The sequence below is a fragment of the Plantibacter sp. RU18 genome (assembly GCF_050613355.1).
Classification (GTDB): domain Bacteria; phylum Actinomycetota; class Actinomycetes; order Actinomycetales; family Microbacteriaceae; genus Plantibacter.
In genome coordinates this window covers 1,590,487-1,616,067 of sequence record NZ_CP159618.1, presented here as the reverse complement: position 1 = coordinate 1,616,067, position 25,581 = coordinate 1,590,487, and the positions used below count along the sequence as shown (strand labels likewise).

The window sequence follows — 25,581 nt, the reverse complement described above, 5'->3', positions numbered from 1 at the left end:
CGTCGTCTTCGTTTCGGGGTGCGGACGACCTCGTTGCACGTCCGATCATGTTGATCCTGCCACCATTCCCACCGATTCGGAAGTACCGTCGGGCGAATTCGGATACAGTAGCCGCACACCGGGACGGAGTGGTCATGTATCCAGCAGAGCGACAGGCTGCGATCATCGCGAGCGCCCGCAGCGGCGACGGTGCACTCACTGTTGCCGAGCTGAGCGAACGGCTCGGGGTGGCCGCCGAGACCGTCCGCCGCGACCTCGCGGTGCTCGAACGCCGGGGCCTCGTCCGACGGCATCATGGTGGTGCAGTGCTCACACGCCGGACCGCATTCGAACCGACACTCCAGCGACGCCGCGAAGGCGAGCACGCCGAGCGGGCTGCGGTCGCCCGTCTCGTCGTGGAGCAGCTGCCGGATGAGGGCGTCATCGTGCTCGACTCCGGATCGATGACCCTCGAGATCGCCGCGCTCCTCCCCGACGACCGTAGGCTCCTCGTGGTCACGAACAGCCTGCCGATCGTCGCGTTGCTGGCCGACCGCCCGCGGCTCACCGTGCTCGCCCTCCCGGGTCGGGTGCGCGCCGTCACGCAGGCCGCTGTCGGGGCATGGACCGTCGCGCGTCTCGCCGAGTTGCACGCCGACGTCGCGGTGATCGGTGCCAACGGCGTCGACGCAGCGGCCGGCGCGACGACGACGCTGCCGGAGGAGGCCGAGGTGAAGCGGGCGATGCTCCGAACCGCGAGACGCAGCATCCTCGCCGTCACCTCGCCGAAGTTCGCAACGACCTCGTTCCATCGGGCCGCCGGCCTCGACGAGTTCAGCACGATCGTCACCGACGACCGCCTCGACCCCGTGACGATCGCCGAGCTGGCCGAGCTCGCCGATGGCCCAGAGATCCTGCTCGCCTCAGTCGGCTGACCCGCCTGCTGCAGCCCGGGCCTCCCGTGCACTCCCCCCCCCCCCCCGTCGACTCCTCCCACCCAAACCGTCACGACTGCCTCGACCACCCCGTCCACCCGATCCGCACCGATGCGGAACTCCGAGAGGAACCACCCATGACCCTCGTCACCACCGGCGACCTCCTCGAACGCCAGCGCGCCGTCCTCGCGTTCAACGTCATCCAGCTCGAGCACGGCGAAGCGATCCTCGAGGGCGCCGCGCGTGCCGGCCGTGGCGTGATCCTGCAGCTGTCGGAGAACGCGGCGAGGTATCACGGCGGACTCGGCCCGATCGGGCTTGCGACGCTGCAGCTCGCGCGTGACGCAGCCGTCGATGCGGCCGTCCATCTCGACCATGCTGAGGACGAGGCCCTCGTGGAGGAGGCGGTCCGGCTGGGCTTCACCTCGGTGATGTTCGATGCTGCGACGCTGCCCGATGCGGAGAACCGTGCCCGCACCGCGGCGGTCACGAGAGCGGCGCAGGCGGCGGGCGTCTGGGTCGAGGCCGAGCTCGGAGCGATCGGCGGTAAGGGCGGGGCGCACACGCCGGGCGTCCGGACCGACGTCGGCGATGCCGTCGCCTTCGTCGCAGGGACGGGTGTCGACGGGCTGGCGGTCGCGGTGGGCAGTTCGCACGCCATGACCTCCCGCAGCGCGTCTCTCGACTTCGCACTCATCGCCCAACTCGCCGCTGCTGTGCCCGTCCCCCTCGTGCTCCATGGTTCGAGCGGCGTCGGGGACGACGACCTCGTCCGCGCGGTGGAGCACGGCATGCGGAAGATCAACATCTCCACCCACATCAACGGCGTCTTCACGCGCGCCGTGCGAGCCGAGCTGGACGCGAACCCTGCTCTCGTCGACCCCCGCAAGTACTTCGGGCCGGCGCGCGAGGCGGTCGCCGCAGAGGTCGCGCGGCTGCTCACCCTGGTCGCCTGAGTCGCGGGCCTCCGTTCCGTCGCGCCGCGCCACAGCAGGAGATCCGCTCCCGAGCAGGAGACGTCGAGCACGGGGCTCCTGCTGTCGCGCGGGTCTCAAACTCTCAGACGCGATCCCAGCCGGCCGGCATCGGGATCGCCGACAGCCTGGCTGCGGGAGTCCACGGGACCCAGTCGGCGTCGAAGGGCCACGCACGGTCCTGGGCGATGCTCGTGAGACGTCGGCCGGCGTCGCGAGCTGCGTCGACCTCGGGCTCCGACATCGCCCCGACCTCTGCAAGCCAGGCCAGCTCGTCCTCATCCTTGTACCGGACGCTCCATGACTCCCTCGCCGGGTCGCCTGCACCGACGACGTCGAGCGCCCAGTCCGGGGAGTCGAATCCGAGCGGGGTGCGCCTCCACGGCGTCTCCAGGTTGCCGTACCACTCGCCGGTCCAGTCCCGACCGTCGTGCCACCGCCAGATGGACCACGGGTCGCCGGCGCGGTGGACGCGCACGACCGCGTGTCCCTGCCACGTGCGCTGTTCGTACTCGCCGGTCCAGGACTCGGCGAGTACCAGGCGACCGTTCGGGCCACCACCGTTGCCCGCTCGTGTCCGCACGTCGGAGCCGACGGGCGTGCAGACGACGGTGAGGTCCGGGGAGTCCACGAGGACGACGCCGGCGACAGCGAACCCGACTGCGACACCGAACCGTCCGAACTCTCGGATGCTCCGGAGGGCGACGGGGTGTCCTGCTGCGAACGGTTCGACCGGTTGTGCGCTGCCCATTCCGGGAGCCTAGCCGCCAGCGCGGTGCGCCCGACCGAGCCCGTGCCAATAGCCGCAGGTGCTGGCCTGTGGCGCGAGCGTGCCCCTCTGGAGACCCGCGCTCGCGCCACAGGGGCGCGCTCGGTCCAGCGCACCGCGCTGGCCCAGGCACAGGGAGAGGCAGGGTTGGGGGCACGGACAGCGCGACGGCGCCGGAGCAGTGAGCTCCGACGCCGACGCGGTCTGATGGTGCGGGGCGGTCTGACGACCTAGCCGCAGGAGGACTGGTAGACGGCATCCTTCGCGTCGCCGTCGACGTTGTCCTTCGTGATGATGGTGAAGCCGGTCTGGATCTTGGCCTCGACCTTGTCACCGTTCAGAGCGGCGATCGCCTGGGTGACGCCGTCCTTGCCGATGGTGGCCGGCTCCTGGGCGACGAGCGCCTGGACGGTACCCTCCTTGAGCTGCTTGACCTGGGCGGGACCAGCGTCGAACCCGACGATGGTCACCGAGTCCGTCTTCCCGGCCTGCTTCACACCGGTCGCGGAACCCTCCGCGGCGAACAGGTTCGCAGCGAAGATACCCACGATGTCGGGGTCCTTCTGGAGCGCAGCGGTCACGATCTCAGCGGCCGTGGCCGGCTCGTTGTGGCTGTACTGCACACCCAGGTCGGTGAAGTTGCTGTCCGTAGCGACAGCCTCCTGGAAGCCCTCGGCGCGAGCGTCGGTCGTGGAGATACCGGGGTCGACCGAGACGACGAGCACCTTGCCGCCATCCGGGTGGGCCTTCTTGATCGCGTCGAACGCCGCAGCGCCGCCGCCCTTGTTGTCGCTCGAGATCTGCGAGACCGCGAACGACGGGTCGTCGACCGTGGTGTCCACGAGGACGATCTTGATGCCCGCGTCGGCTGCAGCCTTCAGCGGCGCCTCCATGGCCTTCACATCGGTCGGGGCGACGAGGATCGCGTCCGGCTTCGAGGCGACGACGGAGTCGACGAGCGGCTTCTGGAGCGTCGGGTCGAACTTCTCGGGACCCTGCGTGGTGACCGTGGCGCCGGCATCCTTCGCCGCCGCCTCGATCCCGCACTGCATCGAGATGTAGAACTCGTCGCCTGCGACGCCCTGGATGAAGGCGATCTTGTAGCCGTCGGAGCCCGCGTCGCTGCTGCCGCCGGAACTCGATCCGCCGGAACAACCGGTGAGGACGAGGCCCGCCGAGGCACCGATGGCGAGGACGCCGAGAACTGATTTCTTCCACTTCATTGTGATTACCCGTTTCTCATTGAATAGCTGGACTACTGAAGGTGATGCTGGCTGAACTGGTGCGGGTGGTGGTTATTTCTTCTTCCTACTGACGAGGGCTCGCCAGAAGTTGGTGGATCCGCCGCGGGCTGCGGAGGAACGACGGACCTGGTCGACGTACACGGCCAGGATGAGGACGGCACCGACCGCGACCTGCTGCCAGAAGGGCTGGACGCCGGTGATGACGAAGCCGTTCTGCAGGACAGCGGGGATGAACAGACCGACGACGGTGCCGAAGATCGTGCCGTAGCCGCCGAACAGCGAGGTTCCGCCGATGACGACGGCCGCGATGACGTTCAGGTTGGTCTGCGACTGACCGGCGATCGCGGTCGTGCCGAACTGCGACAGCGACAGGATGCCGGCGAGTCCGGCGAGTCCACCGGAGATCGCGTAGATGCGGATGAGGTGACGGTCGACCTTCACGCCGACGCGACGCGCGGCCTCCTCGCTCGAACCGACGGCGTAGGTGTACAGGCCGAACTTGGTCTTGTGCAGCACCAGGGCGCCGATGATGACGACGACGAGGGCGATCACCGAGATGATCGGGACGGCACCGAGGATGTTGCCGTAGCCGATCGAGTCGGTGAGGACCGACGGCACCTCGCGGATGTCGACGCCACCGGTGATGATCTGCGCGAGTCCGAGTGCCATACCGAGGCTACCGAGGGTCACGATGAGCGGCGGCACCTTGGCCTTGGAGATGAGGATGCCGTTGAACGTGCCCCAGACGATGCCGACGCCGATCGACACGACGATGCCGATCGTGGCGGTGCCCCAGTCGTCGCCGCCGAGGGCCCGCATCGTCGTGGCGGACACGACGCCCGAGAAGACGAGGACGGAGCCGACCGACAGGTCGATGCCGGAGGTGATGATGACGTACGTCATGCCGACACCGAGCACGGCGAGGATCGAGGCGTTCTGCACCACGAGGCGCAGGTTCGACAGCTGGGCGAACGTGTCCGGAGCCAGCGCGGAGAAGATCGCGATGACGACGAGCAGCACGATGAAGATCTGGAACGCCTGCGCTTTGAAGAGCTTCCTGAACGGGGTGTCCCGCTCCTTCGCCGTCTCGATGGCGGTCGTCTCCGGCCCCATCTCGGCCTGCTTCACGGTACTCATGCTGCGTTCCTCGTGCTCGCGCCGGTCATCAGACCGACGAGCTCTTCCATGTTGGTGGTCTTGGTGTCCACGACCGCGGCACGGTGGCCGAGTCGTAGCACCTGGACGCGGTCGGAGACCTCCATCACGTGCGGCATGGAGTGGGAGATGAAGACGACGGCGATGCCCTTGTCGCGCACCCGTCGGATCGTCTCCAGGACGTTCTTCGTCTGCCGGACGCCGAGCGCCGCGGTGGGCTCGTCGAGGAAGACGACCTTGTTCGCCCAGTGGACGGCTCGGGCGATGGCGATCGCCTGGCGCTGGCCGCCGGACATCGCGCCGACCGGGTCGGTCAGGGAACGCACCGTCGCGCCGAGTTCGTCGAACGCGTGGCGGGACTGCTTGCTCATCTCCTTCACGTTCATGAGTCCGAGGAGTCCGCCGAGCCCTGGCCGCATGATCTCGCGACCGAGGTACACGTTCTGCACGGGGTCGAGGTGCGGGGCGAGTGCGAGGTCCTGGTAGACCGTCTCGATGCCGAGCGCGCTCGACTGCATGGGGCTGGTCAGCGTGATCGGTTCGCCTTCGAACTTGATCACGCCGGTGTCGACCGACAGGTTGCCGGAGAGTGCCTTCACGAGCGTCGACTTGCCGGCGCCGTTGTCGCCGATGAGGGCGGTGACCTCACCGGGGTAGACCTCGAAGTCCGCTTCGTCGAGGGCGCGGACGTGCCCGAACTGCCTGGAGAGGCCTCGGGCCTCCAAGACGGGAGTCGTCATGTCGTTCTGCTTCCTTTCCAGCCGGTTCCGTTGGACGGGGCCGGCGAGTGGTGGCTGGGGAACCGCCCTGTCGGGCAGTGGTCGAGGGTGTTCGGGTGATGCGGTGGACGCTGGTGCTGCGTGGAACGACTGGGGCCTGCGGTGTGCGGTGGCGTCATCGGATGTCTCCAGCGCCGAGGGATGCCGGCCAACCCGCGCCGGGGCCGGCGACGAGCACGGAGCCTCGGCCGGTGACGGTCCAGGGACCGAACCCGGCGGGGACGGCGAAGACCTCGCCCGCTGTGAAGTCGACGGTGTCTCCTGAGGCCTCCGAGACGAGCGCCCCGTCACCGCCGAGGGCGAGCGCGACGGAGAAGCCGGCGTCGACCGGGACGACGTCGCTGGACGCGACAGCCTCCGGAGCGACGGCGAACAGCTGGAAGTAGGGGTCGGCTGCCTCGGGGAGCAGGCTCACCGGCGCCGAGGTGCGGGCGTCGAGGTCGTGGAGGACGACGAGCTGCTCGAGCTCCGCCTGCGGCAGGGCCTTCGTCGACACGGCGCCCATCACGGCGTCGAAGCCGAGACCGAGGTGGGACTGCTCGCGGGTCGAGGTCGTGACCGACCATTCGAGCAGGATGGAGAGGTCGGTCGGCTCCTGCACTTCGGCGAGGAAGATCCCGCCGTCGATCGCGTGCGCAGTGCCGGCCGGGACGAGGATCCCCATGCCGCGCTCGACGACGATGCGGTTCATGTGGGCGAGCATCCACTCGCTGTCCTGTGCGTCGCGGCGGCGGTCGAGTTCTTCGGGGTCGACGTCCTCACTCCAGCCGAGGTGCACTGCGGAACCGGGCTCGGCATCGAGGATGAACCAGGCCTCGGTCTTGCCGTATGGGCAGTCGAGGTGGGACACCGCGAAGGCCCGGTCCGGGTGCACGTGGACGGGGAGACGCTGGCGGGCGTCGAGCAGCTTCACGAGGATGCCGGTGTCGGCGGCGTCGGTGCCGTGGTCGGCGCCTGCCCCCGTCCATTCCGCGGGGTCGGCGGCGACGAGGTCACGCAGCAACTCACCCTCGATGGTCCTGGCGAGGCCGATCGCGCCGCCGGGCTCCTGGTCCGCACGACTCACCGTCGCCCCGAGCCACTCCTCGGGCTGGAACTCGCTCTGCTGCTCGATGCCTCGGAGCGCGGCGATGCGGTCGCCCCCACGGTAGAAGTGCTCGATGAGGTTCGGTGCGAGGCGGGTGGGCTGGGCGGTGCTCATGCTGCGGTTCCTCCGACGGTGCTGGTAGACGTGACTGCGGCGTTCGGGCCGGGGATCTCCCCGGAACCGCGCTGGGTGAGGGACGTGGGGACGACCCATTCCCGTGGTTCGTTCGACGGCGACTCGCGCAGTTCGAGCAGGCGTTCGATCGCGGCGGTGCCGATGACGAACGGGTCCTGGTTGATGCAGCTGACCGCCGGACGCAGCACGTCCGCGAGCGAGAAGTCTCCGAACGCGATGTGCGCGATGCCCTCGCGGCCGATGCGGTGGAGCGTGGTCGTGAGGCCGATCGCCGCCTTCGCGTTCGACGCGAACAGCGCCGTTGGCGGATCGTCCAGGCCGAGGAGTCGGTCGGTCTCGGCGGCGTAGTCGAGGGAACCGTCGATCGTCCAGGACACCAGTGCCGGGTCGACCTCGATGCCGGCCTCGGCGAGGACGTCCGTGTAGCCCTGGTAGCGGCGACGGATGGTGAGGAAGCGCTCGTCGCGGTCGTAGAAGGCGATGCGGGTGTGACCCAGTTCGACGAACTGACGGATCGCGAGCTGCGTCGCGGCGTAGTCGTCGACGACGACACTGTCGAACGCGGTGAGCGCCCGGTCGACGGCCACCACCGGGGTGACCTGGCGGAAGGCCTCGAGGTAGGGCAACTCCCCCGCGACCGGTGCGATGATGACGCCCGCGACCTGGTGGCCGGCGATGAAACCCGTGAGCTGGTCGCGTTCGCGGCGCTCATCGAGTCCGGTGCTCGCGACGAGGACGCTGAGGCCCTCCTTGAGCGCGCGGGTCTCGATGGCGCTCACGAGCGACGCGAAGAACGGGTCGGCGAGCGAGTCGATCAGGACGCCGATCGCACCGCCGGTCCCGGACTTCAGCGAGCGTGCTGCGGTGTTGGGCACGTACCCGAGGCGATCGATCGCCTCGAGCACGCGGCTTCGGGTCTCGGGGTGGACGGACGCTTCGCCGTTCACGACCCGGGAGACGGTCTTGATGCTGACGCCGGACTGCGCAGCCACGTCTTTGATTCCTGGAGGCCGCATCAGTCATCCCCCCGGACGTGGAGCGCAACGGGACCGGTGGTGCCGGCGGTGTGCTCGGAGCGGGGGCTCATCGAGGGATGCGGCGCGGTGTTCGCGGGGTTGCAGGTGCCCATGGGCTCCACCTCCTGACAGCGTTGTCATTGTTCGGAGTGGTGCTGGTGCAGAACCCCGTCGTTCCTTGGTGCGCCTATACTGACCGCAGACCGACAACGTTGTCAAGCAACGTTGTCCGAAAGAGATCAAATTCATTCGGAACTCGCACCGAAGAGGCGTTCAGGCCCCTCGGATGCGGGTCGCCACCCCGGAATCATCGAGGAGTCAGCGTGATCGTCGTCGTCGCAGGAGCAGCCGGAAGCGGCAAGACCACCCTCGGACGAGAGCTCGCGCGGGCTCTCCGACTCCCGCTCCTCGACCTCGACACCATCACCAATCCCCTGCTCGACGGTCTCGGTGCGGTCGCCGATCCTGACGGTGCCGAACCGCTCCACTGGAACGACGCGAAGCTGCGCCCGACGATGCGCCCGGCACGGTACGCCGCCCTCCGAGCAGTCCTCGCCGACCAGCGCGACAGTGGTGTCGGCGCGGTGCTCGTCGCGCCCTTCACCGCAGAGCTGCGGGGCGGCGCCGAATGGGACGCGCTCGTCGAGGCGGCGGGCGCCACCCCGAGGGTCGTCTGGCTGCACGCCGACGCCGCCACCCTCGCGGTCCGCCGTGCCGAACGCGGTGCCGAGCGGGACACGTACATCGTGGACCCGTCATCCGACGCCCCACCCGCCATCGAGCACCTGTCCATCGAAGCGGCGCTGTCCACCTCACAGCAGCTCGCCGCCGTCCAACGCGCGCTCGGCCTCGGACGGACCATCGAGGCCTTCGCCCCGATCTTCGACCAGGTCTTCGCCGCCGGACTCTTCGACCTCGACGGGACCCTCATCGACTCGACGCCGGCCGTGAACCGGTCATGGGCGCAGCTCGCCCGCGAATACGGCCTCGAGGGCGACCTGCTCGCCGCGGGACACGGCCAACCCGCTGCACAGGTGCTCGCCGCGAGCTTCCCGCCCGAGCAGGTCGCCGGTGCGCTCGCACGGATCATCGAGATCGAGGCCGACGAGGTCGCCGACGTCATCGCGCTCCCGGGGGCGGCGGAGGCCCTGGCGGCGCTCGGTGACGACGCGAAGGCGATCGTGACGAGCGGCACGAGGCTCATCGCCGGCAACCGGATCGCCGCCGCCGGGCTCGTGCGGCCGGAGGTCGTGGTGACCTTCGACGACGTCACGAAGGGAAAGCCGGACCCGGAGCCGTTCCTGCTCGGACGCTCACGGCTCGGGATGGACGAGCGGACCTGCGTGGTCTTCGAGGATGCTCCTGCCGGACTCGCTGCGGCCAAGGCCGCCGGGTGTTGGACGGTCGGGATCGCGGGGACGCACGAAGCGCATGAGCTCGACGCCGACCTCGTGATCGACGGTCTGTTCCAGCTGCGACTCGAGCCCGTCGCCGAGGGTGGTTTCCGCCTGGTGCCGGCGCAGCTCGGCTGAACAGGTCACGCGCGCGGCACCTCGACAGGCTCAGCCACCCTCGACGACAAGCATCGCTCAGCGACCGAGCGCATCACCCCTCAGCCGGTCGACGGGCCCGCGGGGCGCCTGCCGACCCCACGGGCTCACCCCGCGGCGACGACCTCTTCGACAGCCACCCGCGCACCGACGGCCGCCAGCCTCGCGCGCGCCGCGATGAACGCCTCGCGGAGTCTCCCGTCCGATCCGAGGTCGCCGAACACCGCCTCCAGGTCGAGGAACGCTCCCGGAGACGACGCCTCCAGCGCGACTGCCGACTGCAACTCGGCCAGACGCCTGTCGACCGGCGCAAGCTCCCGCCCGTCGTCTCCGACGCCCTCGATGAAACGACTCCACGCGGCGAGCACGAGCGCCGAGCGCGCGATCCCGCCACCGGTCCGCAACTGCTCACGCACCACCGGGAGCAGGAACTTGGGGATGCGCTCCGAGCCGTCGACGATCTGCCGCGCGAGCGTGTCCTTGATCGCCTCGCTGCCGAAACGGCGCATGAGCTCCGCGCAGTACGCGTCGATATCGATGCCAGGCACCGGCGCGAGCGTCGGCCTCGCCTCCTCGTGCATGTACCCGAGGAGGAACCGGGAGAACAGCTCGTCGCGGCACACGTCGTGCACGTACGTCTCCCCCGCCAGCAACCCGAGGTAGCTCATCGCCTGATGGGAGGCGTTCAGGAGCCGGAGCTTCATGAGTTCGTAGGGCTCCACGTCGGCGACGAGCTGCACCCCGACCCGCTCGTACGGCGGCCGGCCATCGGTGAAGTCGTCCTCCAGCACCCACTGCTCGAACGATTCGGAGAGCACCGGCCAGCGGTCCTCGATCCCGAAGCGCGCGGCGACCGACGCACGCTGCTCGTCGGTGGTGGCGGGCGTGATGCGGTCCACCATGGAGTTCGGGAAGCTGACCGACGCAGCGATCCACTGCGCGAGCGACGGGTCGATGCGCTCGGCGAAGGCGAGGATCGCCGCACGGGCGACGTGCCCGTTGCCCTGGATGTTGTCACAGGACATGACCGTGAACGGGACCGCACCGGCGTCGCGTCGGGCACGGAGGGCCGCAGTGATGAACCCGAGCGGGCTCTGCGGAGTGGCTCCTGCCGGCAGACCGTCGAGATCCGCGAGCGTGGCACCATCGCTCGGCTCGAAGACCCCGGTCGCATCGTTCACCCCGTACCCGCCCTCGGTGATCGTGAGCGACACGATCCGCGTCGACGGGTCTGTCACGCGGGCGAGGACCGCTTCCGGGTCGTCGGGCGCGAAGAGGTACTCGACGATCGAACCGATCACCCGGGCCTCGACCTCGCCGTCCGGACTCGTCGTCACGAGCGTGTAGAGCCGGTCCTGAGCGCCGAGCGCGTCACGCATGGCCGCATCGCCCGGCAGGGTGCCGACACCGACGAGGCCCCAGGACGCGTGTTCCTCCCCGGGGAGCGCGAGCACCCGGTCGATGAACATCGCGCCGTGGGCGCGGTGGAACGCTCCGACACCGAAGTGCACGATGCCCGGCCGCACGAGCGAGCGGTCGTAGGACGGCACGGCGACACCGGGCTCGAGGGTGTCGATGGTCTCGGAGGTGAGCTGGGTCATGTGCGTGCTGCCTTCTCGTCGGTGAGCTGGTGGCGGGTGGGTGGGCGGTCGTGCTGACGGGGCTCCGGACGGACGTCCGGGAGTCACGCCGAGTGCGTGGATTCGGTGAGCTGCGGGGCCAGCGGACCGAGTGTGACGATGCGATCGGCACGATGCTTCGTGGCGTCGACCAGACGGGCGTTCGGTTCGTCGACACCGAGCACCCACGCCTCCGCCTCCTCGCGCGGGTGCCCGTGGCCGAGCCGTCGGGCGATGAGGCGGTCGCGGCGAACCTCGTCGTCGACGTCGACGTACCAGGACTCGTCGAGGTGCGCCGCGACAGCCTGCCAGCCGTGCTCCTCGAGCAACAGGTAGTTGCCCTCGGTGATGATGAGCGGCACCTCCGGCCGCACGGGCACTGCGCTCCCGATCGACGACTCGAGGGAGCGGTCGAACCGCGGCGCGTAGATCGGGGTGCCCGCCGACCTCGGATGTCCGGCGGTACGGCCCGCTGCGGCGAGGCGCGCGAGGAGGGACACGTATCCGTCGACGTCGAAGGTGTCCGGGGCCCCCTTCCGGTCGCGCCGCCCGAGACGGACGAGTTCGTCGTTGTCGAGGTGGAAGCCGTCCATGCCCACGATCACGGCATCGTCGCCCAGGGCGCGCGCGAGCGCATCGCTCACCGTGGACTTCCCGGCACCCGGCGCACCGATGATGCCGAGGATGCGGCGGGAGCCGTCGGCGATGAGCGATCGAGCCCGCTCGATCAGCTCGTCGATGCCGGGTTCCGTGGTGCTTCCGCTCATCGTGATGCCTGACCTCTCGTCTCGGGACGGCTCGTGGTCGCGTCGTCGCCCGACTCACGGTAGGTCCAGGCAGCACGACTGTCAACACTGCATGTCACCGGTGACACGGATTGCCGACCAATGTCCATGTCACGGGTGACATGGCCGTCGTTCCGTGGATATGATGCTGCAGACCCGGAGCACCGACGCACGGGCCAACTCACGTCGATCGGAACACCACATGACTGACTTCAACGGCCGCACCATCCTCGTCACGGGAGCCAGCGGCGGCATCGGCGGCGCGACCGTCCGACACCTCGTCGCAGCCGGCGCCACGGTGATCGCCTCCGGACGGAACGTCGAGCACCTCGACGCGATCGCGGCCGAGACGGGCGCCGAGCCGCTGCCCTTCGACCTCACCTCCGAGGACAGCATCCGCGACGCCATCGAGGGCCGCGACATCTGGGGTGTCGTGAACTCCGGCGGATGGGGCGGCGAGATCGCCTCCCCGCAGGACACCGACATCGACGTCTTCGACAAGGTCATCAGCATCAACGCCCGAGGCTCGCTGCTCGTCACCAAATACGCATCGCGCGAGATGATCCGACAGGACCGGGGCGGTGCGATCGTCAACGTGTCGAGCCAGGCGAGCCTCGTCGCCCTCTCCGGGCACATCTCGTACGGCTCCTCGAAGGCCGCCCTCGACAACATCACGCGCGTGTCGGCGCTGGAGCTCGGCAAGTACGGCATCCGGGTGAACGCCGTGAACCCGACGGTCGTCATGACGCCGATGTCGGCCTGGTACTGGGGTCGCCCCGACATCGAAGGCCCGTTCCTCGAGGCGATGCCGCTCGGCAAGTGGGCCACCGAAGACGACATCGCCGGCCCCATCACCTTCCTGCTGAGCGACGCCGCCGGCATGATCTCGGGCGTCTCGCTGCCGATCGACGGCGGCTACACGGCGCGGTAGGCAGCCCGGACAAGGGGACGAGCGATGGCGACGATGCGCGATGTCGCAGCAGCGGCCGGCGTGAGCGCGAAGACGGTGTCGCGGGTGTTCAACGACGACCCGCACGTGCTCCCTGAGACTCGGACCCGCGTCGAGGCGGTCATGCGCGAGCTGGACTACGTGCCGAACACGCTCGCGACGACGTTCCGTTCCGGGAGGCCGTCGGTGATCGGCGTGGCGGTGCCGGACATCGTCGACCCCTTCTTCGCGGCCATCGCGAGGGCCGTCGAGCGCACGGCCCTCGGTGCCGGGATGTCCACGCTCGTCACGAGTCTCGGCGACGATCCGGTGCGCGAACGCCCTGTGCTCGAATCGATGCTGCGGCGGCAGCTCAGCGGTCTCGTGATCGCGCCCATCACGGAGGACCAGCGCGACCTCGTGTCCTGGGCGTCGAGGACGCCGTTCGTGTTCGTGGACCGCGCTCCGTCGGGGCTCGCAGCCGATTCCTTCACACAGGACGACTTCGGCGGCGCGTTCGACGGGACGATGCACCTCGTCGGCCACGGCCATCGGCGCATCGCGTTCATCGGTGACACGCTGTCACTGCCGACGACGGCCGCGCGGCTCCAGGGCTACCGGGCGGCGCTTGCGGAGGCCGGCATCGTGGTCGACGAACGACTGATCGTGTTGGGGGCCGCCTCGGAGCCTGGTGCCGCCACCGCGCTCTCGGCGGTCCGCTCCCCCGACCTCGGTGCGCCCGGTGGCACCGGGCCGGCGACGGCGGTGTTCTCGTCGAACGCCGTCTGCACGATGGCGATACTCCCGAGCTATGTCCGGCAGCCCATCAGCCTCGTGGCGTTCGGAGACTTCCCCCTGGCTGATCTCCTGCAGCCGTCGATCACCGTCATCGCGCAGGAGCCCGACACCCTGGGACGGCTGGCGGCCGAACGGATCATCGATCGACTCACGCACCCCGCCCGCCGCCATCGACGCAGCACGATCCTGCCTGTGCGCCTGATCGAGCGCGACTCCTGTGCCGTCACCGCGCCCTGACCGAGGACGTCCGCACGGCTGGGCGCCCTCGACACGGTCGGCGGCGGCCACACGCAGGCGAGCGCGGTACGAACGGGAGTCACCGCCCTCGGAGCGCAGCCGCCTCGCTGATCCATCTGGCGTAGAGGTCCCACGGGTCGACGCCGCGCGCGACGGTGTCGACGTGCGCGATCAGGCGCGGCGAGGCCGTGAACCACTCCGAACGTTCGAGCCGTTCTGTCGCGAACTGTTCGTGGCGAGCCCGTTCGACGTGGCGGTCGCCGAGTTCCAGGGCGAGGAACCGGTCGTGCCAGATCGCTGCGAAGCGCTGGCGGGGGTTCGTGGTGGTCCCGATCTTGATGCGGTCACCGTGCTGCAGGTAGTAGACGATGTCGATGCGCTGCGGCACCAGGTCGCTGTCGGGGTACTCTCCGTGTCGCCACTCGCAGGTCGCGCACAACCATCCCGAGGGGTACTGCCGCCCGAGCCGTGATCCGCATGCGACGCACGGTGACGGCAGGACGTCGACGAGCCCCCATTCGCGTCCCGCCCACTCGGCTGCGAGCGAGAGATGGTGCTCACAGAGGGCGATCGGTGACGAGTCGTCCGCCGAACCGTCGCACTCGGGTTGCAGACAACGGACGCTGGGCATGAGGCGAGTCTCCTCCACCCCTCCGACAGCCGTCGGTCTCGGTCACCGACCTCCGCCGCCCCAGGCCCGCACGCTCCACCCCAAGACCCCTCGACAAGCCCGGGGACCGAAACCCGCTCGGGAACCGGAACCTCTCGGGGACCGTAGCCCGCTCAGACCCGGAAATCCGCTCGCCGAGCCTGTCGAGGTGCACCACCCGAGCGTCCTCCACAGCCTGCGGGTGGTGTGGATCGCCAGCCCATCGGCCGGATCCACGAACGAGAGCGGTCAGCGGCTGCGAGCCTGTCCAGATGCCTCACGCCTCTATCCTTCGCTGCGCCGACGGGACCTTCTACACGGGCTCCACGGTCGATCTCGCTCGGCGCCTGCACGAACATCACACCGGTGACGGAGCGAACGACACGCGGGAGCGCGCTCGCGGACAGGCGGCGACGACCGCGCGCCATCCGGCTGGGAAGTGGTCGGGTGGCCTCCCAGCCGGCGCGCAGCTCACAGCGCGATCGCGCGACCCTCCTCGTTCGAACGGATCGCGGCTCGGTAGATGTCGTGGGTGAGCGCGGCCTCCTCGGGCCGGGCGGCACCGAAGCGGTCGCCGAGGGAACCGTGGCGCTCGGCCAGGAACACCGCCCACATCTGGAGGATCGTGTCCGAGAAGCCCGATTCGAAGTTCGGTCCGGTGACCGTCGGCCACACGGACTGGCTTCCGGAGTCGATCTGTTGCCACACCTGCTCCGTGCCACCACCCGGGATCTCCCGCACGGCGAACACCTCGACCAGCTTCGGGTTCTTCGTGCTGAACCGGACGCCGCCGTCGAGGCCGATCGCCTCGAACTCCCAGGTGTTCTTCTGGCCGGGGTCGATGCGCTTCGTCTCGGTGGTGAGGGGGAAGCGGACGCCCTCGTGAGAGGCCCAGCTGTGCAGGACCGCGTTGTCCCACGTGTCGCACGGCACGAGGGAGCAGTCCGGACCGGGACGTTCGGTGACGATGTTCTGCAGCACGCCGTACACCGACTCGGGCTTCCAACCGAGGCGGAGCGGGACGTGCCAGGTGTGCATGCCGAGGTCGTTCAGGACACCGGCCTCCCCGCAGAACTGGGTCTGACGCTTCCAGTTGATCTGTTTGTTCCGGTCGATGTCGCTCGAATGCAGGAAGCTGTTCCGCGCCTCGACGATCGTGCCGAGTGCGCCGGAGCGTACGTAGTCGATCGCGAGCTGGGCACCGGGGAAGAACGGCATCTCGCTCGAGCAGCGCACGAAGCTCTCGGGGTGCTCGGCCATCGCGGCGAGCACCGACTGCGCCGCGGCGGCATCGATCCCGAAGGGCTTCTCCGCGAGGAGGGACTTCCCAGCCCGGATGACATCGGTGTAGATCTGTTCGTGCAGGTCGTGCCGCACAGCGACGTAGATGACGTCGACCGAGTCGTCGTCGAGGAGGTCGTGGTAGTCCGTCGTCTTCGTGACGACGGTGTCGATCTCGTCGAACCAGTCGAGGGCGGCCGGGTTGATGTCGCAGACCGCGGTGAGCCGTGGACGCACGGGGTGATCGATGAGTGCGGGCCACCGCTGGATGGCTGCAGCGATCTCGCGGCCCATGAGGCCACCTCCGATGATCGCGACGTTGACGCGCTCCGCCACCGGCCTCGTCGACGCGCCGTCGCCGCTCATGCGCGCGCCGCCTCGACGATGGCGAGGCCCGCTTCGACGTCCGCGCCGTCGTGCAGGATCGCCATGAGGGCTGCCGTGATCGCGGCAGGATCCTCGTGCTGGACGATGTTGCGGCCGTAGACGATGCCGCTCACGCCGGCGTCGAGGACGGCGACGGTGCGCTCCAACAGCGTGCGGTCGTCGACCCGGCCGCCGCCGCGGACGAGCACCGGAATGTCCCCCGCCACCTCGACGACGCGGGCGTACTCGGTGATGTCGCTGCTGGGGTCGGCTTTGATGAGGTCGGCACCGAGCTCGACCGCCTGGCGCACCAGCGTCACGATCTTCTCGATGTCGCCGTCGACCTGGTAACCGCCCGCGGTGGCGTTGTCCTGCATGACGAGCGGCTCGATCATGAGCGGCATGCCGTACCGGGTGGCTTCGCGACGGAGCGCCATGATCGAGCGGATGTTCGCCTCGCGCACCTCCGGGTGGTCGGGCAGCTGCATGAGGTTGACGCACACGGCGACGGCGTCGAGACGGACGGCCTCCTCGACTGCATGCGGCACGTGGTGGCTGTACAGGATGGAGTCGAGCGGGTTGCCGTAGACGTTCGCGATGTCGGTCCGGAGGACGAGCGCCGGCTTCTCCTTGCCGGGCACCTGCTGCAGGTAGCGGGCCTGGCCGAGCGTGAGCTGTACCGCGTCGGGCCCCGCCGCCACGAGCGTGCGGACGACCTTGCCCATGTCCTCGATGCCCGTGATGAAGGAACGCTCTCCGAAGAACCCGTGATCGACGGCGACGTCGAGGGCACGGTGCGACCGGGCGTTGAAGAGACGATTGAGGCGGTACGGCGTCATTGCGGTGACTCCTGATCGTGGCGGGTCTGCTGAGCGACTTCCGAATCGTCCCTCGGTGTGTCACAGTAGTGCCCTGAGACAACGTTGTCTAGATCGCTGCGGATCACTCCCGAGGCGGAGAAGGAGTATCCATGGGCGGGATCGTCGTCGCCGGTCACATCTGTGTCGACCTGGCCCCTGCACTCAGCGCGAGCGCACGGATCGATCCCGGCAGCCTCATCGACACGGGCCCGCTGCGCATCTCGCTCGGCGGCTGCGTGGCCAACACCGGTCTCGCCCTGGCCGACCTCGGCAGTGACGTCCGACTGCACGCGACCGTCGGCGATGACGAGCTCGGGTCGATCGTCGCGTCACGCATCGCTGCCCACGAACGACTGCACCCGGCTCTCGAGGTGACCGACCAGGCCGCCACCTCCTACAGCGTCGTCGTGGAACCGGCCGGACTCGACCGCACCTTCTGGCACCACACCGGCGCGAACGAGCTGTTCACCGGTGAGCACCTCGCGGTCGGCGATGCAGACCTGGTCCATCTCGGCTATCCGCCGTTGCTGCCAGGCATCGTGGCCGACGATGCACGGCCGCTCGTCGCGCTTCTCGACCGGGTGCGTCGCGGCGGCGCGACGACGTCGATGGACCTTGCGGTCGTCGACCCGGACAGTGCAATCGGCGCGCTCGACTGGGAGCGCATCCTGCGCCGCGTGCTGCCGCTGACGGACGTCGTGAGCCCGAGCATCGACGACCTCCGCTCTGCACTGGGTGCCGGAGCAGGTGCAGGTGCAGGTGCAGCGACCGACCCACTCGCCGAAGCCGCGATGTTCGCCGAACTCCTGCTCGAGTGGGGCGCTGCAGTCGTGGCGATCTCCGCCGGCGAGGCTGGGCTGCTGCTGCGGACAGCCGATGCGGGGCGGCTGCAGCACGCAGGACGCCTGCTCGAACCACTCGCCCGGATGTGGGCCGATGTGACCCTCGTCGCTCCCCCGGTACCCGCTCCCGAGTTCGTGTCGACGAACGGGGCCGGCGACACCTCGACCGCAGCCCTGCTGTTCGCCCTGTCGCGTGGTGCAGGTCCGGAACTCGCCACCGAGCTCGCGGGCGCAAGCGCGGCGCTGGTGATCGCCGGACGCCGACCGACCCCAGCCGAGCTCCTGCGGTTGCGGCCTCGGCTCAGCGCAGTGTTCGAGGGTGTCGTGCACGACCCCGCCCGCCGATGATCGACCCGGGCAGCACCAGGGCGGCACCGGACCGCACGCCCACGGCCCGCACCCCTCGGACGCAGGCCGCGACCACGCGTCGGTGCCGGCATACGCGAGGATGGTGACCATGCGCAGCTCCAGGCCTCCGACCATGAACGATGTCGCGGCCGCCGCAGGTGTCGGACTCAAGACGGTCTCGCGGTTCGTGAACGGTGCCACGAACATCCACCCCGATCTCTCGGAGCGCATCGGTGCGGCGATCGACGCCCTCGGCTACCGGCACAACCTCGCGGCCGCCAGCATCCGGCCGGGGCGATCGAGCAAGGTCATCGGCCTCATCATCAGCGGTCTCGCGAACCCGTACTACTCGGTGCTCGCCCGGTCGGTCGAGCGGGTGTGCACGGAGCACGGGTACCTCCTCATGTCGGCGAGCTCCGAGGAGGACGCGGAGCGGCACCGCCTCCTCGTCGACCGACTCGTGGCGCAGCGCGTCGACGGTCTGGTCGTCGTGCCACCTCGACACGCGACGACGCCCTGGGCGACCCGCACCGCGGAGCACGTGCCGATGGTGCTCGTCGACCGTCCGACCGGGCCGTTGGAATCGGTCGACGTGCACACGGTGCTTGCGGACAACGCCGGGGGTGCCGCCGGTGCGACGAGGGCGATGCTGGATGCGGGAGCCCGTCGGGTGGCGTTCCTCGGAGACTCGCTCAAGCTGTACACGATGCGGGAGCGGCTCGCCGGCTATCACCGGGCGCTCGCTGAAGCAGGAATCGATGAGGCCACTGGGACGGGGGCAGGGGCGGCCGGTGCCCGGGGTCTGGAACCGATCGTCTCGGACGGCGCCCACTCTGTGGAGGATGCCGCGGGGGTCGTCACGGGCTTCCTCGCGGACGGAGCGGTCGATGGGGTGTTCGCCGCGAACAACCGTGCGGCGATCGGTGCGGTCCAGGCGTTCGCTGCAGCGGGTCGTCGTCTGCCGCTCGTCGGGTTCGACGACTTCGAGGCCGCGCCTCTGGTCCGGCCTGCTGTGTCCGTGGTCGCCCAGGATGTGGCGCTCATGGGGCAGGTCGCGGCGGAGACCCTGCTTGCCCTGATCGGCGGGGACGCTGGTCCGGCTGTCACACACACGCTCGACACCCATCTGGAACTGCGCGGTTCCGAGCGCTGATCGTCATCGCCCTTCGACACGCTCAGGGACCGAGTGCACGGCACGACTCTGCGGGCCGTTCAGAACGGCAACGCGACGGGTCGACGCCTGACCGCGCGGGATCCTCCACCGCTCAGCGAGCAGCACCGTCGGGTTCGCGCACCCGTGCTGTCGGGTGAGTTCGGTACGACCCACCGCCGGACGGGAGCGCTCCGCAACGGCGCCCATCAGGCGCGCCGCCATGACGTCGGTGATGTGGCGCACCAGCCCCAGCCCGTCCAGCACGCGGATGAGGCCGTCGTCCGCCATGCCCTCGATCTGCTCGCCGCAGTCGTCGCCCGGGCGGATCGTGTCCAGCGCGCCCGCCCAGGTCGCCAGGAACGCTGCCGCCGCCGCCGCGAACGACCCCGCGGGGTCGGCCGCGATGGGGTCGGGCGCGAGTGCCGCGGTCGGTGTGGTGGTGGTGGACAGAGGACCATCGAACCATGGACCACCGACATTCGAAGTCGGTCGAAAAATGCCTCTGAGCAGGGTTTTTATACGACACATGCCGCCTACTGCGCGGCTCCCTCGCGTGCACCTCTACAGGCTCGGCGAGCGGAGCAGGACACCTCAGGGTGCACCTCGACAGGCTCGGCGAGCGGAGCCGCGGACCCAGCTAGGCGAGAGCGATCGCGACGGCCTGCTCGAGCAGACGCTCGAAGTGCGGCTCTTCGGCGAGCGGGAGCGCGACCCACTCCCGGAACGGGCGACCCCTCCCCGACGGATCGAAGAGTTCCGCTCCCGGGATCGCGAGCGCATCCACCAGCTCGTCACTGTCACCGGCGAGCTTGAACGCGACCACGCCGCGCATGATGCAGCCGACCGAGTGCCCGTTCACGCGGAACGACAGTGCACCGAAGAGTGTGCCGCGCTCGACGTCGGCGCCCGCCCGGGACGCGAGCAGCCGCTCATAGACGCCCTGCTGCTCCGCGCGCTCATCCATCCCGCGATTCTCCTCACGAGTGGATGGTCACGCAACGCCGATGCACGACGGGCGGCCTGTCGTCAGGGTTCGATCGGCGTCAACCAGGAGATGCGCAGGTCTTCCGCGAGGTACTCCATCCGCGACGTCTGGAACGCGACCATGTGCGGCAGCGCGAGGTGCGCCCGCAGATCAGCCTCCGAACGCCACCGCTCCGTGAAGACGAGGTCGCCGGCGTCGTCCTCATGGAGGTCGTAGGCGAGCGCCCCTGGCTCCGCACGTGTCGGCTCGACGAAGGAGGTGAGGAGCGCCCGCAGTTCCGCAGCTCGATGCGGCAGCGGTTTCGCTGTTCCGACCAGAGCGATCACGCCGTCGCGAGGAGGTATGTCTATCGTCATACCTGCACGGTAGCGACGACACCACGTATGATGCAAGTCATACCTAATTTCCGTCACACAGGAGCACGCATGGGCGACCATCTCGACCTCGGCGCAGCACTCACCGCACTCGCGAACGACTTGCGCCGCGGCATCATCGCCGAGCTCGCTCGCCTTCCCGCCGACGCCGAACAGGAGCGCGCCTGTGGCAGCTTCGACCTACCGGTCACCAAGGCGACGAAGACGCACCACTTCCGGGTGCTCCGCGAAGCCGGCCTGATCACCCAGCGCGACCACGGCAACGGCAGCGCGATCACACTCCGCCGCGCGGAGATCGAGCGGGACCTGCCCGGACTGCTCGGACTCCTCCGCGCGGCGCCTCGACAAGCTCGGTGACCGAGGCGGGCCGGCGGCCGAGGCCGGACCGCCCCCGACTCAGGCGTCGTAACGAAGTCCGTGCCCGAAGCGGAACAACGGGTCCACCGTGTCGTAGGGGACGTCCGAGCTGCTCGCTTCGACGGCCGCCATCGAGCACGGGAGGTCGAATGGCAGCTTGCCCTCCGGCAGCGCCCGACCGAATACGACGTCGAGGAACGCCGCATCACTGCCGCCGAAACTCGCGACCAGTGCGTCCACCTGGTCGACGATGCCCGTGAGGATCGCCGGGCGGTCGAGATGCATGTCCAGGATGGTCGGCACGGCTGCCGCGACCTCGTGGAGATGCGCGAGCTGATCGGCCGGGATGTCGAGGGACCCCGCATGGAACATCGCCTCGAACCCGCCCGGTCGCGGCTCGTAGGGTGTCTGCAGCCGCAGCAGCGCCAGATCCGCCTGGGCCGGATCCGTGACGACCTCGCCGTAGCCCGCCGCAACCTCCGGGTCGACGCCCTCGAGATACAGGCGGGGCCGCGGCGAGCGCACCGGCAGCGTCTGCTCAACGTTCGTCAGCACCGTGAACGCCTGACGCTGCGCCGCCTCCCCCGCCTCGATGAACGCCGGATTCCCGACGATCCCGCTCGCCGCTTCGACGTCGACATACGGCTGCTCGAAGAGTCCGAGCACGAACTTCTCCCGGAGCAGGCGTCGGACGGAGGCGTCGATACGGTCTTCGCTGATGCGTCCCTGCTCGACGAGTTCGACGACGAGTTCCGGTCGCGCTTCGCCACCGAACTGGTCGCACCCGGCCTGCAGGATGCGCTCGACGCGGGACAGCTCGTCGAGGTGTTCGAGGCCCCAGGCCCGCGCCGGCATGTCCTGCCCCATGATCGATGTGTCCGTGACGAGCCCCCAGTCGGTGCACACGATGCCCGCGAAGCCGAGTTCCTCCCGGAGCAGCCCTGTGATGATCCCGTGGTTGAAGGCGAACGCGACCTCCTCGTACTCCGTCCCGATCGGCATCCCGTAGTACGGCATCATCTGTGCGGCACCGGCGGCGATCGCGGCCCGGAACGGCACCAGGTGGTAGTCGAAGTTGCCACCCGGGTAGACCTGCTCGCGGCCGTAGCGGAAGTGCGGGTCCTCCCCGTCGAGTTGTGGACCGCCGCCCGGGAAGTGCTTGGTCATGGTCGAGACCGACTGCGGACCGAGTTCGGCGCCCTGGAACCCGCGGATGTAGCCCGCGACGAGTGCACCGCTCAGCTCGGCGTCCTCACCGAAGGTGCCGCCGATGCGCGACCAGCGCGGTTCGGTCGCCAGATCGATCTGCGGGTGCAGGGCGAGCCGGATGCCCACCGCGAGGTACTCCTGGCGTGCGGTGTCGGCGAACGCCTCGACGAGGTCGACGGAGCCGATCGCCGCGAGCCCGAGCGTCTCGGGCCACTGGGAGAAGGCGCCGGCCCGTGCCGCGGTGCCGAGGTTGTCGGTGAAGTGGTTGCGAGGGTCCGTCGACAGGGTGACGGGGATGCCGAGGCGGGTCTGCGCGGCGCGCTCCTGGAGCGCGTTCGTCCATTCGGCGAGCGCCCGCGTGTCCGGTGCGGTCCCGAGCACGTTGAAGTGGGTCATGTGCTGGTCGCCGATCATCTGCTCGCCGCTCGCGATGCCCATGTGCGGGTTCGCCTCGTCGATCGGTCCGGGCACGATCATCGTCTGGAACAGGAGACCGGCCTTCTCAGGCACGGTCATCCGTGCGAGGAGGTCGTCGACCCGAGTCTCGACGGGCAGGGAGGCGTCTCGGTACGGGGGCACCCTGCGCGGACGGGCGTCCTGGTCGATGGCCGACTCGGTGGTCGCGGTCTCGTGAGCGCTCATGGTGTCCGTTTCTCGTCGATGAGTGATGGCGGGCGCGGTGTCGACCCCGTGGGACGAAAACCGAACTCCGTTCGGGAACGGAGCATCACCCTAGTATGCCTGTCGCGAGCTTCCGCGCAAGCACCGACCACCTGTCCGGCGAGGCGTCGCTCAGCCGAGCATCTCGCGAAGTCCGACCGCCAGCCACTCGAGCGAGGGCACGACCCCCGGCGCGACCGGGAGCCGGTTCAAATGTCCGTGCGCGACGCCCGGTTCGAGACGCCGACGCACCGGTGCACCGACGGCCTCCGACGCGTCGACCAGCAACTCGCCGGATGGACGGAGGTCGTCGAACTCAGCCAGCAGGACGGAGAGCGGCGGCCGATCGGCGGTCACCGGGACGTCACCCGGCAGCGAGAGCGGCGGGAGCTCGTCGAGGCGGCCGACGTAGTTCTCGACCATCCAGTCGATCGACTCACGAGGGAAGCGCATGAAGTCCGGGAGCACGTCGAGTTCGGCGAGGACGCCCGACGGCAGCAACGGCACCTCGGCGTGCAGGAACGGGTAGGCGAGGAGCACGGCGTCCGGTCGGCGGCCGCTGCGCAGCGAGGTCGCCAGGGCGAGCGCCGCACCAGCACTCGCGCCACCGATCGCGGTCCGCGCATCGGGCAGACCGGCCCGAACATCGGCGAGCCAGTCCCACACCGCGGTCACGTCGTCGAGAGGAATGGGATACCGGGTCACCCCGTCCGCGAGCCGGTAGTCGACCGACACGACCTCCGCACCCGCGCGGGCAGCGAGCTCGGCACTCACGACGTGCGACTCGGGCCAGTCGAGCGTTCCAGCGGCGAAGCCTCCGCCGTGGACCCAGAGCAGGGCGAGCGGAGCGACACCGTCAGCGGCGGGCGCGAGGTCCGGAACGTACCGGCGGATCGGGATCGATCCGTGCGGACCGTCGACGACCTCATCGGTGATCGTGACACCGACAGGTGCCTTCCACTCGCCGTCGTCGGCGTACTCTGCGAGTCGCAGGGCGAACGCGTCATCGAGCGCACCGGCAGCCGCCAGCCGTTCGGTGTTCGAGAAACCGTCGAACACGCTCAAGCGGTCACGGTAGTAGGGGTGCAGCGGCATGGTTCCTCCGAGTCGGCGCGTCGACGATCCGATCGAGCCTACCCGCGTCGTGTCGGCCGGTCGCGGACGTGAGTGCCTTCGTCGGCGGGGGATGCGAGCATGGAACACATGGAACCCAGAGTCGATTTCCTCACCCTCGCCACGCCGGACCTCGACGCCGCACGCCGGTTCTACCGGGACGGCCTCGGGTGGGAGCCGCTCCTCGACGTCCCCGGCGAGATCATCTTCTTCCAGATCGGGTTCGGCCAGGTGCTCGGCCTGTTCGACGCCGTGCAGTTCGGTGCCGATCTCGCCTCGGCCGCCGACGCGACGCCGAACCTCGACGGCGCTCCGACACCCACCGACGCCCCGACGCCGACCGTCTCCGGCCTCACGCTGTCCAGGAACGTCGGCGGACCGGCCGAAGTCCGCGAGGTCGTCGAGACGATGATCGCCGCCGGTGGCACGCTCGTGAAGCCTCCGCAGACAGCCGCATTCGGCGGCTACCATGCTCACGTCGCAGACCCGAACGGCGTCCACTGGGAGGTCGCGTTCAACCCTGGATGGTCGGTCGACGCGGACGGCCTCGTCGCGCTCGAGATCGTCGACCCCTGAGCCGAGCGCGGATCGTCAGTGCGGACCGATGAGCTCGGACACTGACCCCGCACGGTGGCCACGCGCACCGAGGGTGCTGCCGCCACTCACATCGACGATCGATCCCGTCGTGCGGCTCGACCGCCCCGAGATGAGGAACACCACAGCCTCCGCGACCGCCGCCGGATCGGCTACTCCCCCGAGCACCGCGAACGACGACATGTAGTCACGCACTGCCGGTGTCGAGAACGCCGGATGCCCGTTGTCGGTGAACCCGGGCACCACGCTGTTCACGCGGACACCATGCTCGGCGAGCGCCTCAGCGAGGTTCGACGTCATCGATTCGAGTGCGGCCTTGCTCATCGCGTAGACGATGTCCCCCGGGCTCGAGAAGTGCGCGCCTGCCGAGGAGATGTTCACGATGCTCCCGCCGTCGCGCATGAGCGGGACGAGGCGCTGCGTGAGGAAGAAGGGCGCCTTCGTGTTGAGCGCGAAGTACGCGTCGAACAACGCGGGCGTCGCGCCGTGGAAGGATGGCCCGAGCATCCGGGCAGCACCGTTCACGAGCCCGACGAGTGGCGCCGTCGACGCATCGGCGAGCGCCGACTCGACCGCGTCACCGAAACCCGTGACGCCCTCGTCTGTCCCGAGGTCGGCGGCGATCGGCACGCAGACGCCTCCAGCCGCGACGAGTTCGGCCGCCAGCGATGCGGCGCGCTCGCTCCGATCCCGGTACTGCGCGACGATCCCATACCCGTCGGCGCTCAACCGCCGACAGATCGCCGCGCCGATCCCGCCCGTCGCCCCGGTCACGACGACCGTTCCCGCTCCAGCCATTC

General features: G+C 69.5%; 27 protein-coding genes. 10 read left to right on the top strand and 17 right to left on the bottom strand.

What is annotated here, in order from left to right; genetic code table 11:
- The first annotated feature begins 134 nt into the window (after positions 1 to 134).
- The gene (locus ABMA10_RS07960; protein WP_347870223.1) at positions 135 to 914 is read left to right on the top strand and encodes a DeoR/GlpR family DNA-binding transcription regulator; all 780 of its coding nucleotides are present in this window, start codon (positions 135 to 137) and stop codon (positions 912 to 914) included.
- A gap of 137 nt (positions 915 to 1,051) precedes the next feature.
- On the top strand, positions 1,052 to 1,870 hold the full coding sequence (locus ABMA10_RS07955) for a class II fructose-bisphosphate aldolase (protein ID WP_347870222.1): 819 nt from the start codon (positions 1,052 to 1,054) through the stop codon (positions 1,868 to 1,870).
- Positions 1,871 to 1,973: 103 nt separating this feature from the next.
- Here the strand turns inward: ABMA10_RS07955 and ABMA10_RS07950 are convergent, their stop codons facing one another.
- The 6 genes from ABMA10_RS07950 to ABMA10_RS07925 form a co-directional block, all read right to left on the bottom strand.
- Positions 1,974 to 2,639 carry a DUF402 domain-containing protein gene (locus ABMA10_RS07950; RefSeq protein ID WP_347870221.1) on the bottom strand — a complete coding sequence of 222 codons (666 nt, stop codon included), beginning with the start codon at positions 2,637 to 2,639 and terminating at the stop codon, positions 1,974 to 1,976.
- Between the two features lie 248 nt (positions 2,640 to 2,887).
- Positions 2,888 to 3,880: an ABC transporter substrate-binding protein gene (locus tag ABMA10_RS07945; RefSeq protein WP_347870220.1), complete on the bottom strand. Its 993-nt coding sequence runs from the start codon at positions 3,878 to 3,880 to the stop codon at positions 2,888 to 2,890.
- A 72-nt stretch (positions 3,881 to 3,952) separates the two neighbouring features.
- Positions 3,953 to 5,038, bottom strand: coding sequence for an ABC transporter permease (locus ABMA10_RS07940; RefSeq protein WP_347870219.1), 1,086 nt, complete (start codon positions 5,036 to 5,038; stop codon positions 3,953 to 3,955).
- Positions 5,035 to 5,796: an ATP-binding cassette domain-containing protein gene (locus tag ABMA10_RS07935; protein ID WP_347870218.1), complete on the bottom strand. Its 762-nt coding sequence runs from the start codon at positions 5,794 to 5,796 to the stop codon at positions 5,035 to 5,037. Before ABMA10_RS07935 ends, ABMA10_RS07940 begins: the two co-directional genes overlap by 4 nt.
- Before the next feature lie 154 nt (positions 5,797 to 5,950).
- Positions 5,951 to 7,036, bottom strand: a complete 1,086-nt coding sequence (locus ABMA10_RS07930; protein WP_347870217.1) for a class I mannose-6-phosphate isomerase — start codon at positions 7,034 to 7,036, stop codon at positions 5,951 to 5,953.
- Positions 7,033 to 8,049 (bottom strand): LacI family DNA-binding transcriptional regulator, encoded by a 1,017-nt coding sequence (locus tag ABMA10_RS07925; RefSeq protein WP_347870216.1) that lies wholly within the window; start codon positions 8,047 to 8,049, stop codon positions 7,033 to 7,035. The genes ABMA10_RS07930 and ABMA10_RS07925 overlap by 4 nt, the downstream gene beginning before the upstream one ends.
- A 347-nt stretch (positions 8,050 to 8,396) precedes the next feature.
- On the opposite strand from ABMA10_RS07925, the gene ABMA10_RS07920 reads away from it, so the two are divergent.
- Positions 8,397 to 9,605, top strand: a complete 1,209-nt coding sequence (locus ABMA10_RS07920) for an HAD-IA family hydrolase (RefSeq protein WP_347870215.1) — start codon at positions 8,397 to 8,399, stop codon at positions 9,603 to 9,605.
- A 125-nt stretch (positions 9,606 to 9,730) separates the two neighbouring features.
- On the opposite strand, the gene ABMA10_RS07915 is transcribed toward ABMA10_RS07920, so the two are convergent.
- Together ABMA10_RS07915 and ABMA10_RS07910 are read right to left on the bottom strand one after the other, a co-directional pair.
- A complete protein-coding gene (locus ABMA10_RS07915) occupies positions 9,731 to 11,224 on the bottom strand; it encodes a mannitol dehydrogenase family protein (protein WP_347870214.1) in 1,494 nt (497 codons plus the stop codon).
- An 83-nt stretch (positions 11,225 to 11,307) separates the two neighbouring features.
- Entirely contained in the window at positions 11,308 to 12,009 is a 702-nt protein-coding gene (locus tag ABMA10_RS07910; protein ID WP_431031405.1) for a nucleoside/nucleotide kinase family protein, read from the bottom strand.
- Positions 12,010 to 12,229: 220 nt separating this feature from the next.
- Between ABMA10_RS07910 and ABMA10_RS07905 the strand changes: the two genes are divergently transcribed.
- Positions 12,230 to 12,958, top strand: a complete 729-nt coding sequence (locus ABMA10_RS07905) for an SDR family oxidoreductase (RefSeq protein ID WP_347870212.1) — start codon at positions 12,230 to 12,232, stop codon at positions 12,956 to 12,958.
- 24 nt (positions 12,959 to 12,982) lie between these two features.
- Positions 12,983 to 13,990: a LacI family DNA-binding transcriptional regulator gene (locus tag ABMA10_RS07900; protein WP_347870211.1), complete on the top strand. Its 1,008-nt coding sequence runs from the start codon at positions 12,983 to 12,985 to the stop codon at positions 13,988 to 13,990.
- A gap of 79 nt (positions 13,991 to 14,069) precedes the next feature.
- Here ABMA10_RS07900 and ABMA10_RS07895 read toward each other — a convergent pair whose 3' ends face one another.
- Positions 14,070 to 14,621 (bottom strand): GIY-YIG nuclease family protein, encoded by a 552-nt coding sequence (locus tag ABMA10_RS07895; RefSeq protein ID WP_347870210.1) that lies wholly within the window; start codon positions 14,619 to 14,621, stop codon positions 14,070 to 14,072.
- 290 nt (positions 14,622 to 14,911) lie between these two features.
- Here ABMA10_RS07895 and ABMA10_RS07890 point away from each other — a divergent pair, with 290 nt between their 5' ends.
- Positions 14,912 to 15,175 (top strand): GIY-YIG nuclease family protein, encoded by a 264-nt coding sequence (locus ABMA10_RS07890; protein ID WP_347870209.1) that lies wholly within the window; start codon positions 14,912 to 14,914, stop codon positions 15,173 to 15,175.
- Here ABMA10_RS07890 and ABMA10_RS07885 read toward each other — a convergent pair.
- The gene (locus ABMA10_RS07885; RefSeq protein WP_347870208.1) at positions 15,111 to 16,286 is read right to left on the bottom strand and encodes a Gfo/Idh/MocA family protein; all 1,176 of its coding nucleotides are present in this window, start codon (positions 16,284 to 16,286) and stop codon (positions 15,111 to 15,113) included. The genes ABMA10_RS07890 and ABMA10_RS07885 overlap by 65 nt on opposite strands.
- A complete protein-coding gene (locus ABMA10_RS07880) occupies positions 16,283 to 17,125 on the bottom strand; it encodes a class I fructose-bisphosphate aldolase (protein ID WP_431031404.1) in 843 nt (280 codons plus the stop codon). Before ABMA10_RS07880 ends, ABMA10_RS07885 begins: the two co-directional genes overlap by 4 nt.
- Positions 17,126 to 17,256: 131 nt before the next feature.
- On the opposite strand from ABMA10_RS07880, the gene ABMA10_RS07875 reads away from it, so the two are divergent.
- A complete protein-coding gene (locus tag ABMA10_RS07875; RefSeq protein ID WP_347870206.1) occupies positions 17,257 to 18,336 on the top strand; it encodes a carbohydrate kinase family protein in 1,080 nt (359 codons plus the stop codon).
- Positions 18,337 to 18,445: 109 nt separating this feature from the next.
- A complete protein-coding gene (locus ABMA10_RS07870) occupies positions 18,446 to 19,489 on the top strand; it encodes a LacI family DNA-binding transcriptional regulator (RefSeq protein WP_347870205.1) in 1,044 nt (347 codons plus the stop codon).
- 3 nt (positions 19,490 to 19,492) lie between these two features.
- Here ABMA10_RS07870 and ABMA10_RS07865 read toward each other — a convergent pair whose 3' ends face one another.
- The 3 genes from ABMA10_RS07865 to ABMA10_RS07855 form a co-directional block, all read right to left on the bottom strand.
- Positions 19,493 to 20,017, bottom strand: coding sequence for a hypothetical protein (locus ABMA10_RS07865; RefSeq protein WP_347870204.1), 525 nt, complete (start codon positions 20,015 to 20,017; stop codon positions 19,493 to 19,495).
- 109 nt (positions 20,018 to 20,126) lie between these two features.
- Positions 20,127 to 20,453: a hypothetical protein gene (locus tag ABMA10_RS07860; protein WP_347870203.1), complete on the bottom strand. Its 327-nt coding sequence runs from the start codon at positions 20,451 to 20,453 to the stop codon at positions 20,127 to 20,129.
- A 62-nt stretch (positions 20,454 to 20,515) separates the two neighbouring features.
- Positions 20,516 to 20,830 carry a putative quinol monooxygenase gene (locus ABMA10_RS07855; RefSeq protein ID WP_347870202.1) on the bottom strand — a complete coding sequence of 105 codons (315 nt, stop codon included), beginning with the start codon at positions 20,828 to 20,830 and terminating at the stop codon, positions 20,516 to 20,518.
- 69 nt (positions 20,831 to 20,899) lie between these two features.
- Here ABMA10_RS07855 and ABMA10_RS07850 point away from each other — a divergent pair, with 69 nt between their 5' ends.
- Positions 20,900 to 21,205, top strand: a complete 306-nt coding sequence (locus ABMA10_RS07850) for an ArsR/SmtB family transcription factor (RefSeq protein WP_347870201.1) — start codon at positions 20,900 to 20,902, stop codon at positions 21,203 to 21,205.
- Positions 21,206 to 21,244: 39 nt separating this feature from the next.
- Here ABMA10_RS07850 and ABMA10_RS07845 read toward each other — a convergent pair whose 3' ends face one another.
- The gene (locus ABMA10_RS07845) at positions 21,245 to 23,056 is read right to left on the bottom strand and encodes a glycoside hydrolase family 3 protein (protein WP_347870200.1); all 1,812 of its coding nucleotides are present in this window, start codon (positions 23,054 to 23,056) and stop codon (positions 21,245 to 21,247) included.
- 150 nt (positions 23,057 to 23,206) lie between these two features.
- The gene (locus tag ABMA10_RS07840) at positions 23,207 to 24,169 is read right to left on the bottom strand and encodes an alpha/beta hydrolase fold domain-containing protein (protein ID WP_347870199.1); all 963 of its coding nucleotides are present in this window, start codon (positions 24,167 to 24,169) and stop codon (positions 23,207 to 23,209) included.
- 108 nt (positions 24,170 to 24,277) lie between these two features.
- On the opposite strand from ABMA10_RS07840, the gene ABMA10_RS07835 reads away from it, so the two are divergent.
- Positions 24,278 to 24,763: a VOC family protein gene (locus ABMA10_RS07835; RefSeq protein WP_347870198.1), complete on the top strand. Its 486-nt coding sequence runs from the start codon at positions 24,278 to 24,280 to the stop codon at positions 24,761 to 24,763.
- Positions 24,764 to 24,778: 15 nt separating this feature from the next.
- Here the strand turns inward: ABMA10_RS07835 and ABMA10_RS07830 are convergent, their stop codons facing one another.
- Positions 24,779 to 25,579, bottom strand: coding sequence for an SDR family NAD(P)-dependent oxidoreductase (locus tag ABMA10_RS07830; RefSeq protein WP_431031403.1), 801 nt, complete (start codon positions 25,577 to 25,579; stop codon positions 24,779 to 24,781).
- Positions 25,580 to 25,581 lie beyond the last annotated feature (2 nt).

Excerpts from the sequence above, each read along its gene's own strand:
- ABMA10_RS07960 (WP_347870223.1), top strand. The coding sequence starts at position 135 with ATGTATCCAGCAGAGCGACAGGCTGCGATCATCGCGAGCGCCCGCAGC.
- ABMA10_RS07955 (WP_347870222.1), top strand. The coding sequence starts at position 1,052 with ATGACCCTCGTCACCACCGGCGACCTCCTCGAACGCCAGCGCGCCGTC.
- ABMA10_RS07950 (WP_347870221.1), bottom strand. The coding sequence starts at position 2,639 with ATGGGCAGCGCACAACCGGTCGAACCGTTCGCAGCAGGACACCCCGTC.
- ABMA10_RS07945 (WP_347870220.1), bottom strand. The coding sequence starts at position 3,880 with ATGAAGTGGAAGAAATCAGTTCTCGGCGTCCTCGCCATCGGTGCCTCG.
- ABMA10_RS07940 (WP_347870219.1), bottom strand. The coding sequence starts at position 5,038 with ATGAGTACCGTGAAGCAGGCCGAGATGGGGCCGGAGACGACCGCCATC.
- ABMA10_RS07935 (WP_347870218.1), bottom strand. The coding sequence starts at position 5,796 with ATGACGACTCCCGTCTTGGAGGCCCGAGGCCTCTCCAGGCAGTTCGGG.
- ABMA10_RS07930 (WP_347870217.1), bottom strand. The coding sequence starts at position 7,036 with ATGAGCACCGCCCAGCCCACCCGCCTCGCACCGAACCTCATCGAGCAC.
- ABMA10_RS07915 (WP_347870214.1), bottom strand. The coding sequence starts at position 11,224 with ATGACCCAGCTCACCTCCGAGACCATCGACACCCTCGAGCCCGGTGTC.
- ABMA10_RS07910 (WP_431031405.1), bottom strand. The coding sequence starts at position 12,009 with ATGAGCGGAAGCACCACGGAACCCGGCATCGACGAGCTGATCGAGCGG.
- ABMA10_RS07905 (WP_347870212.1), top strand. The coding sequence starts at position 12,230 with ATGACTGACTTCAACGGCCGCACCATCCTCGTCACGGGAGCCAGCGGC.
- ABMA10_RS07900 (WP_347870211.1), top strand. The coding sequence starts at position 12,983 with ATGGCGACGATGCGCGATGTCGCAGCAGCGGCCGGCGTGAGCGCGAAG.
- ABMA10_RS07895 (WP_347870210.1), bottom strand. The coding sequence starts at position 14,621 with ATGCCCAGCGTCCGTTGTCTGCAACCCGAGTGCGACGGTTCGGCGGAC.
- ABMA10_RS07890 (WP_347870209.1), top strand. The coding sequence starts at position 14,912 with ATGCCTCACGCCTCTATCCTTCGCTGCGCCGACGGGACCTTCTACACG.
- ABMA10_RS07885 (WP_347870208.1), bottom strand. The coding sequence starts at position 16,286 with ATGAGCGGCGACGGCGCGTCGACGAGGCCGGTGGCGGAGCGCGTCAAC.
- ABMA10_RS07880 (WP_431031404.1), bottom strand. The coding sequence starts at position 17,125 with ATGACGCCGTACCGCCTCAATCGTCTCTTCAACGCCCGGTCGCACCGT.
- ABMA10_RS07875 (WP_347870206.1), top strand. The coding sequence starts at position 17,257 with ATGGGCGGGATCGTCGTCGCCGGTCACATCTGTGTCGACCTGGCCCCT.
- ABMA10_RS07870 (WP_347870205.1), top strand. The coding sequence starts at position 18,446 with ATGCGCAGCTCCAGGCCTCCGACCATGAACGATGTCGCGGCCGCCGCA.
- ABMA10_RS07865 (WP_347870204.1), bottom strand. The coding sequence starts at position 20,017 with ATGTGTCGTATAAAAACCCTGCTCAGAGGCATTTTTCGACCGACTTCG.
- ABMA10_RS07860 (WP_347870203.1), bottom strand. The coding sequence starts at position 20,453 with ATGGATGAGCGCGCGGAGCAGCAGGGCGTCTATGAGCGGCTGCTCGCG.
- ABMA10_RS07855 (WP_347870202.1), bottom strand. The coding sequence starts at position 20,830 with ATGACGATAGACATACCTCCTCGCGACGGCGTGATCGCTCTGGTCGGA.
- ABMA10_RS07850 (WP_347870201.1), top strand. The coding sequence starts at position 20,900 with ATGGGCGACCATCTCGACCTCGGCGCAGCACTCACCGCACTCGCGAAC.
- ABMA10_RS07845 (WP_347870200.1), bottom strand. The coding sequence starts at position 23,056 with ATGAGCGCTCACGAGACCGCGACCACCGAGTCGGCCATCGACCAGGAC.
- ABMA10_RS07840 (WP_347870199.1), bottom strand. The coding sequence starts at position 24,169 with ATGCCGCTGCACCCCTACTACCGTGACCGCTTGAGCGTGTTCGACGGT.
- ABMA10_RS07835 (WP_347870198.1), top strand. The coding sequence starts at position 24,278 with ATGGAACCCAGAGTCGATTTCCTCACCCTCGCCACGCCGGACCTCGAC.
- ABMA10_RS07830 (WP_431031403.1), bottom strand. The coding sequence starts at position 25,579 with ATGGCTGGAGCGGGAACGGTCGTCGTGACCGGGGCGACGGGCGGGATC.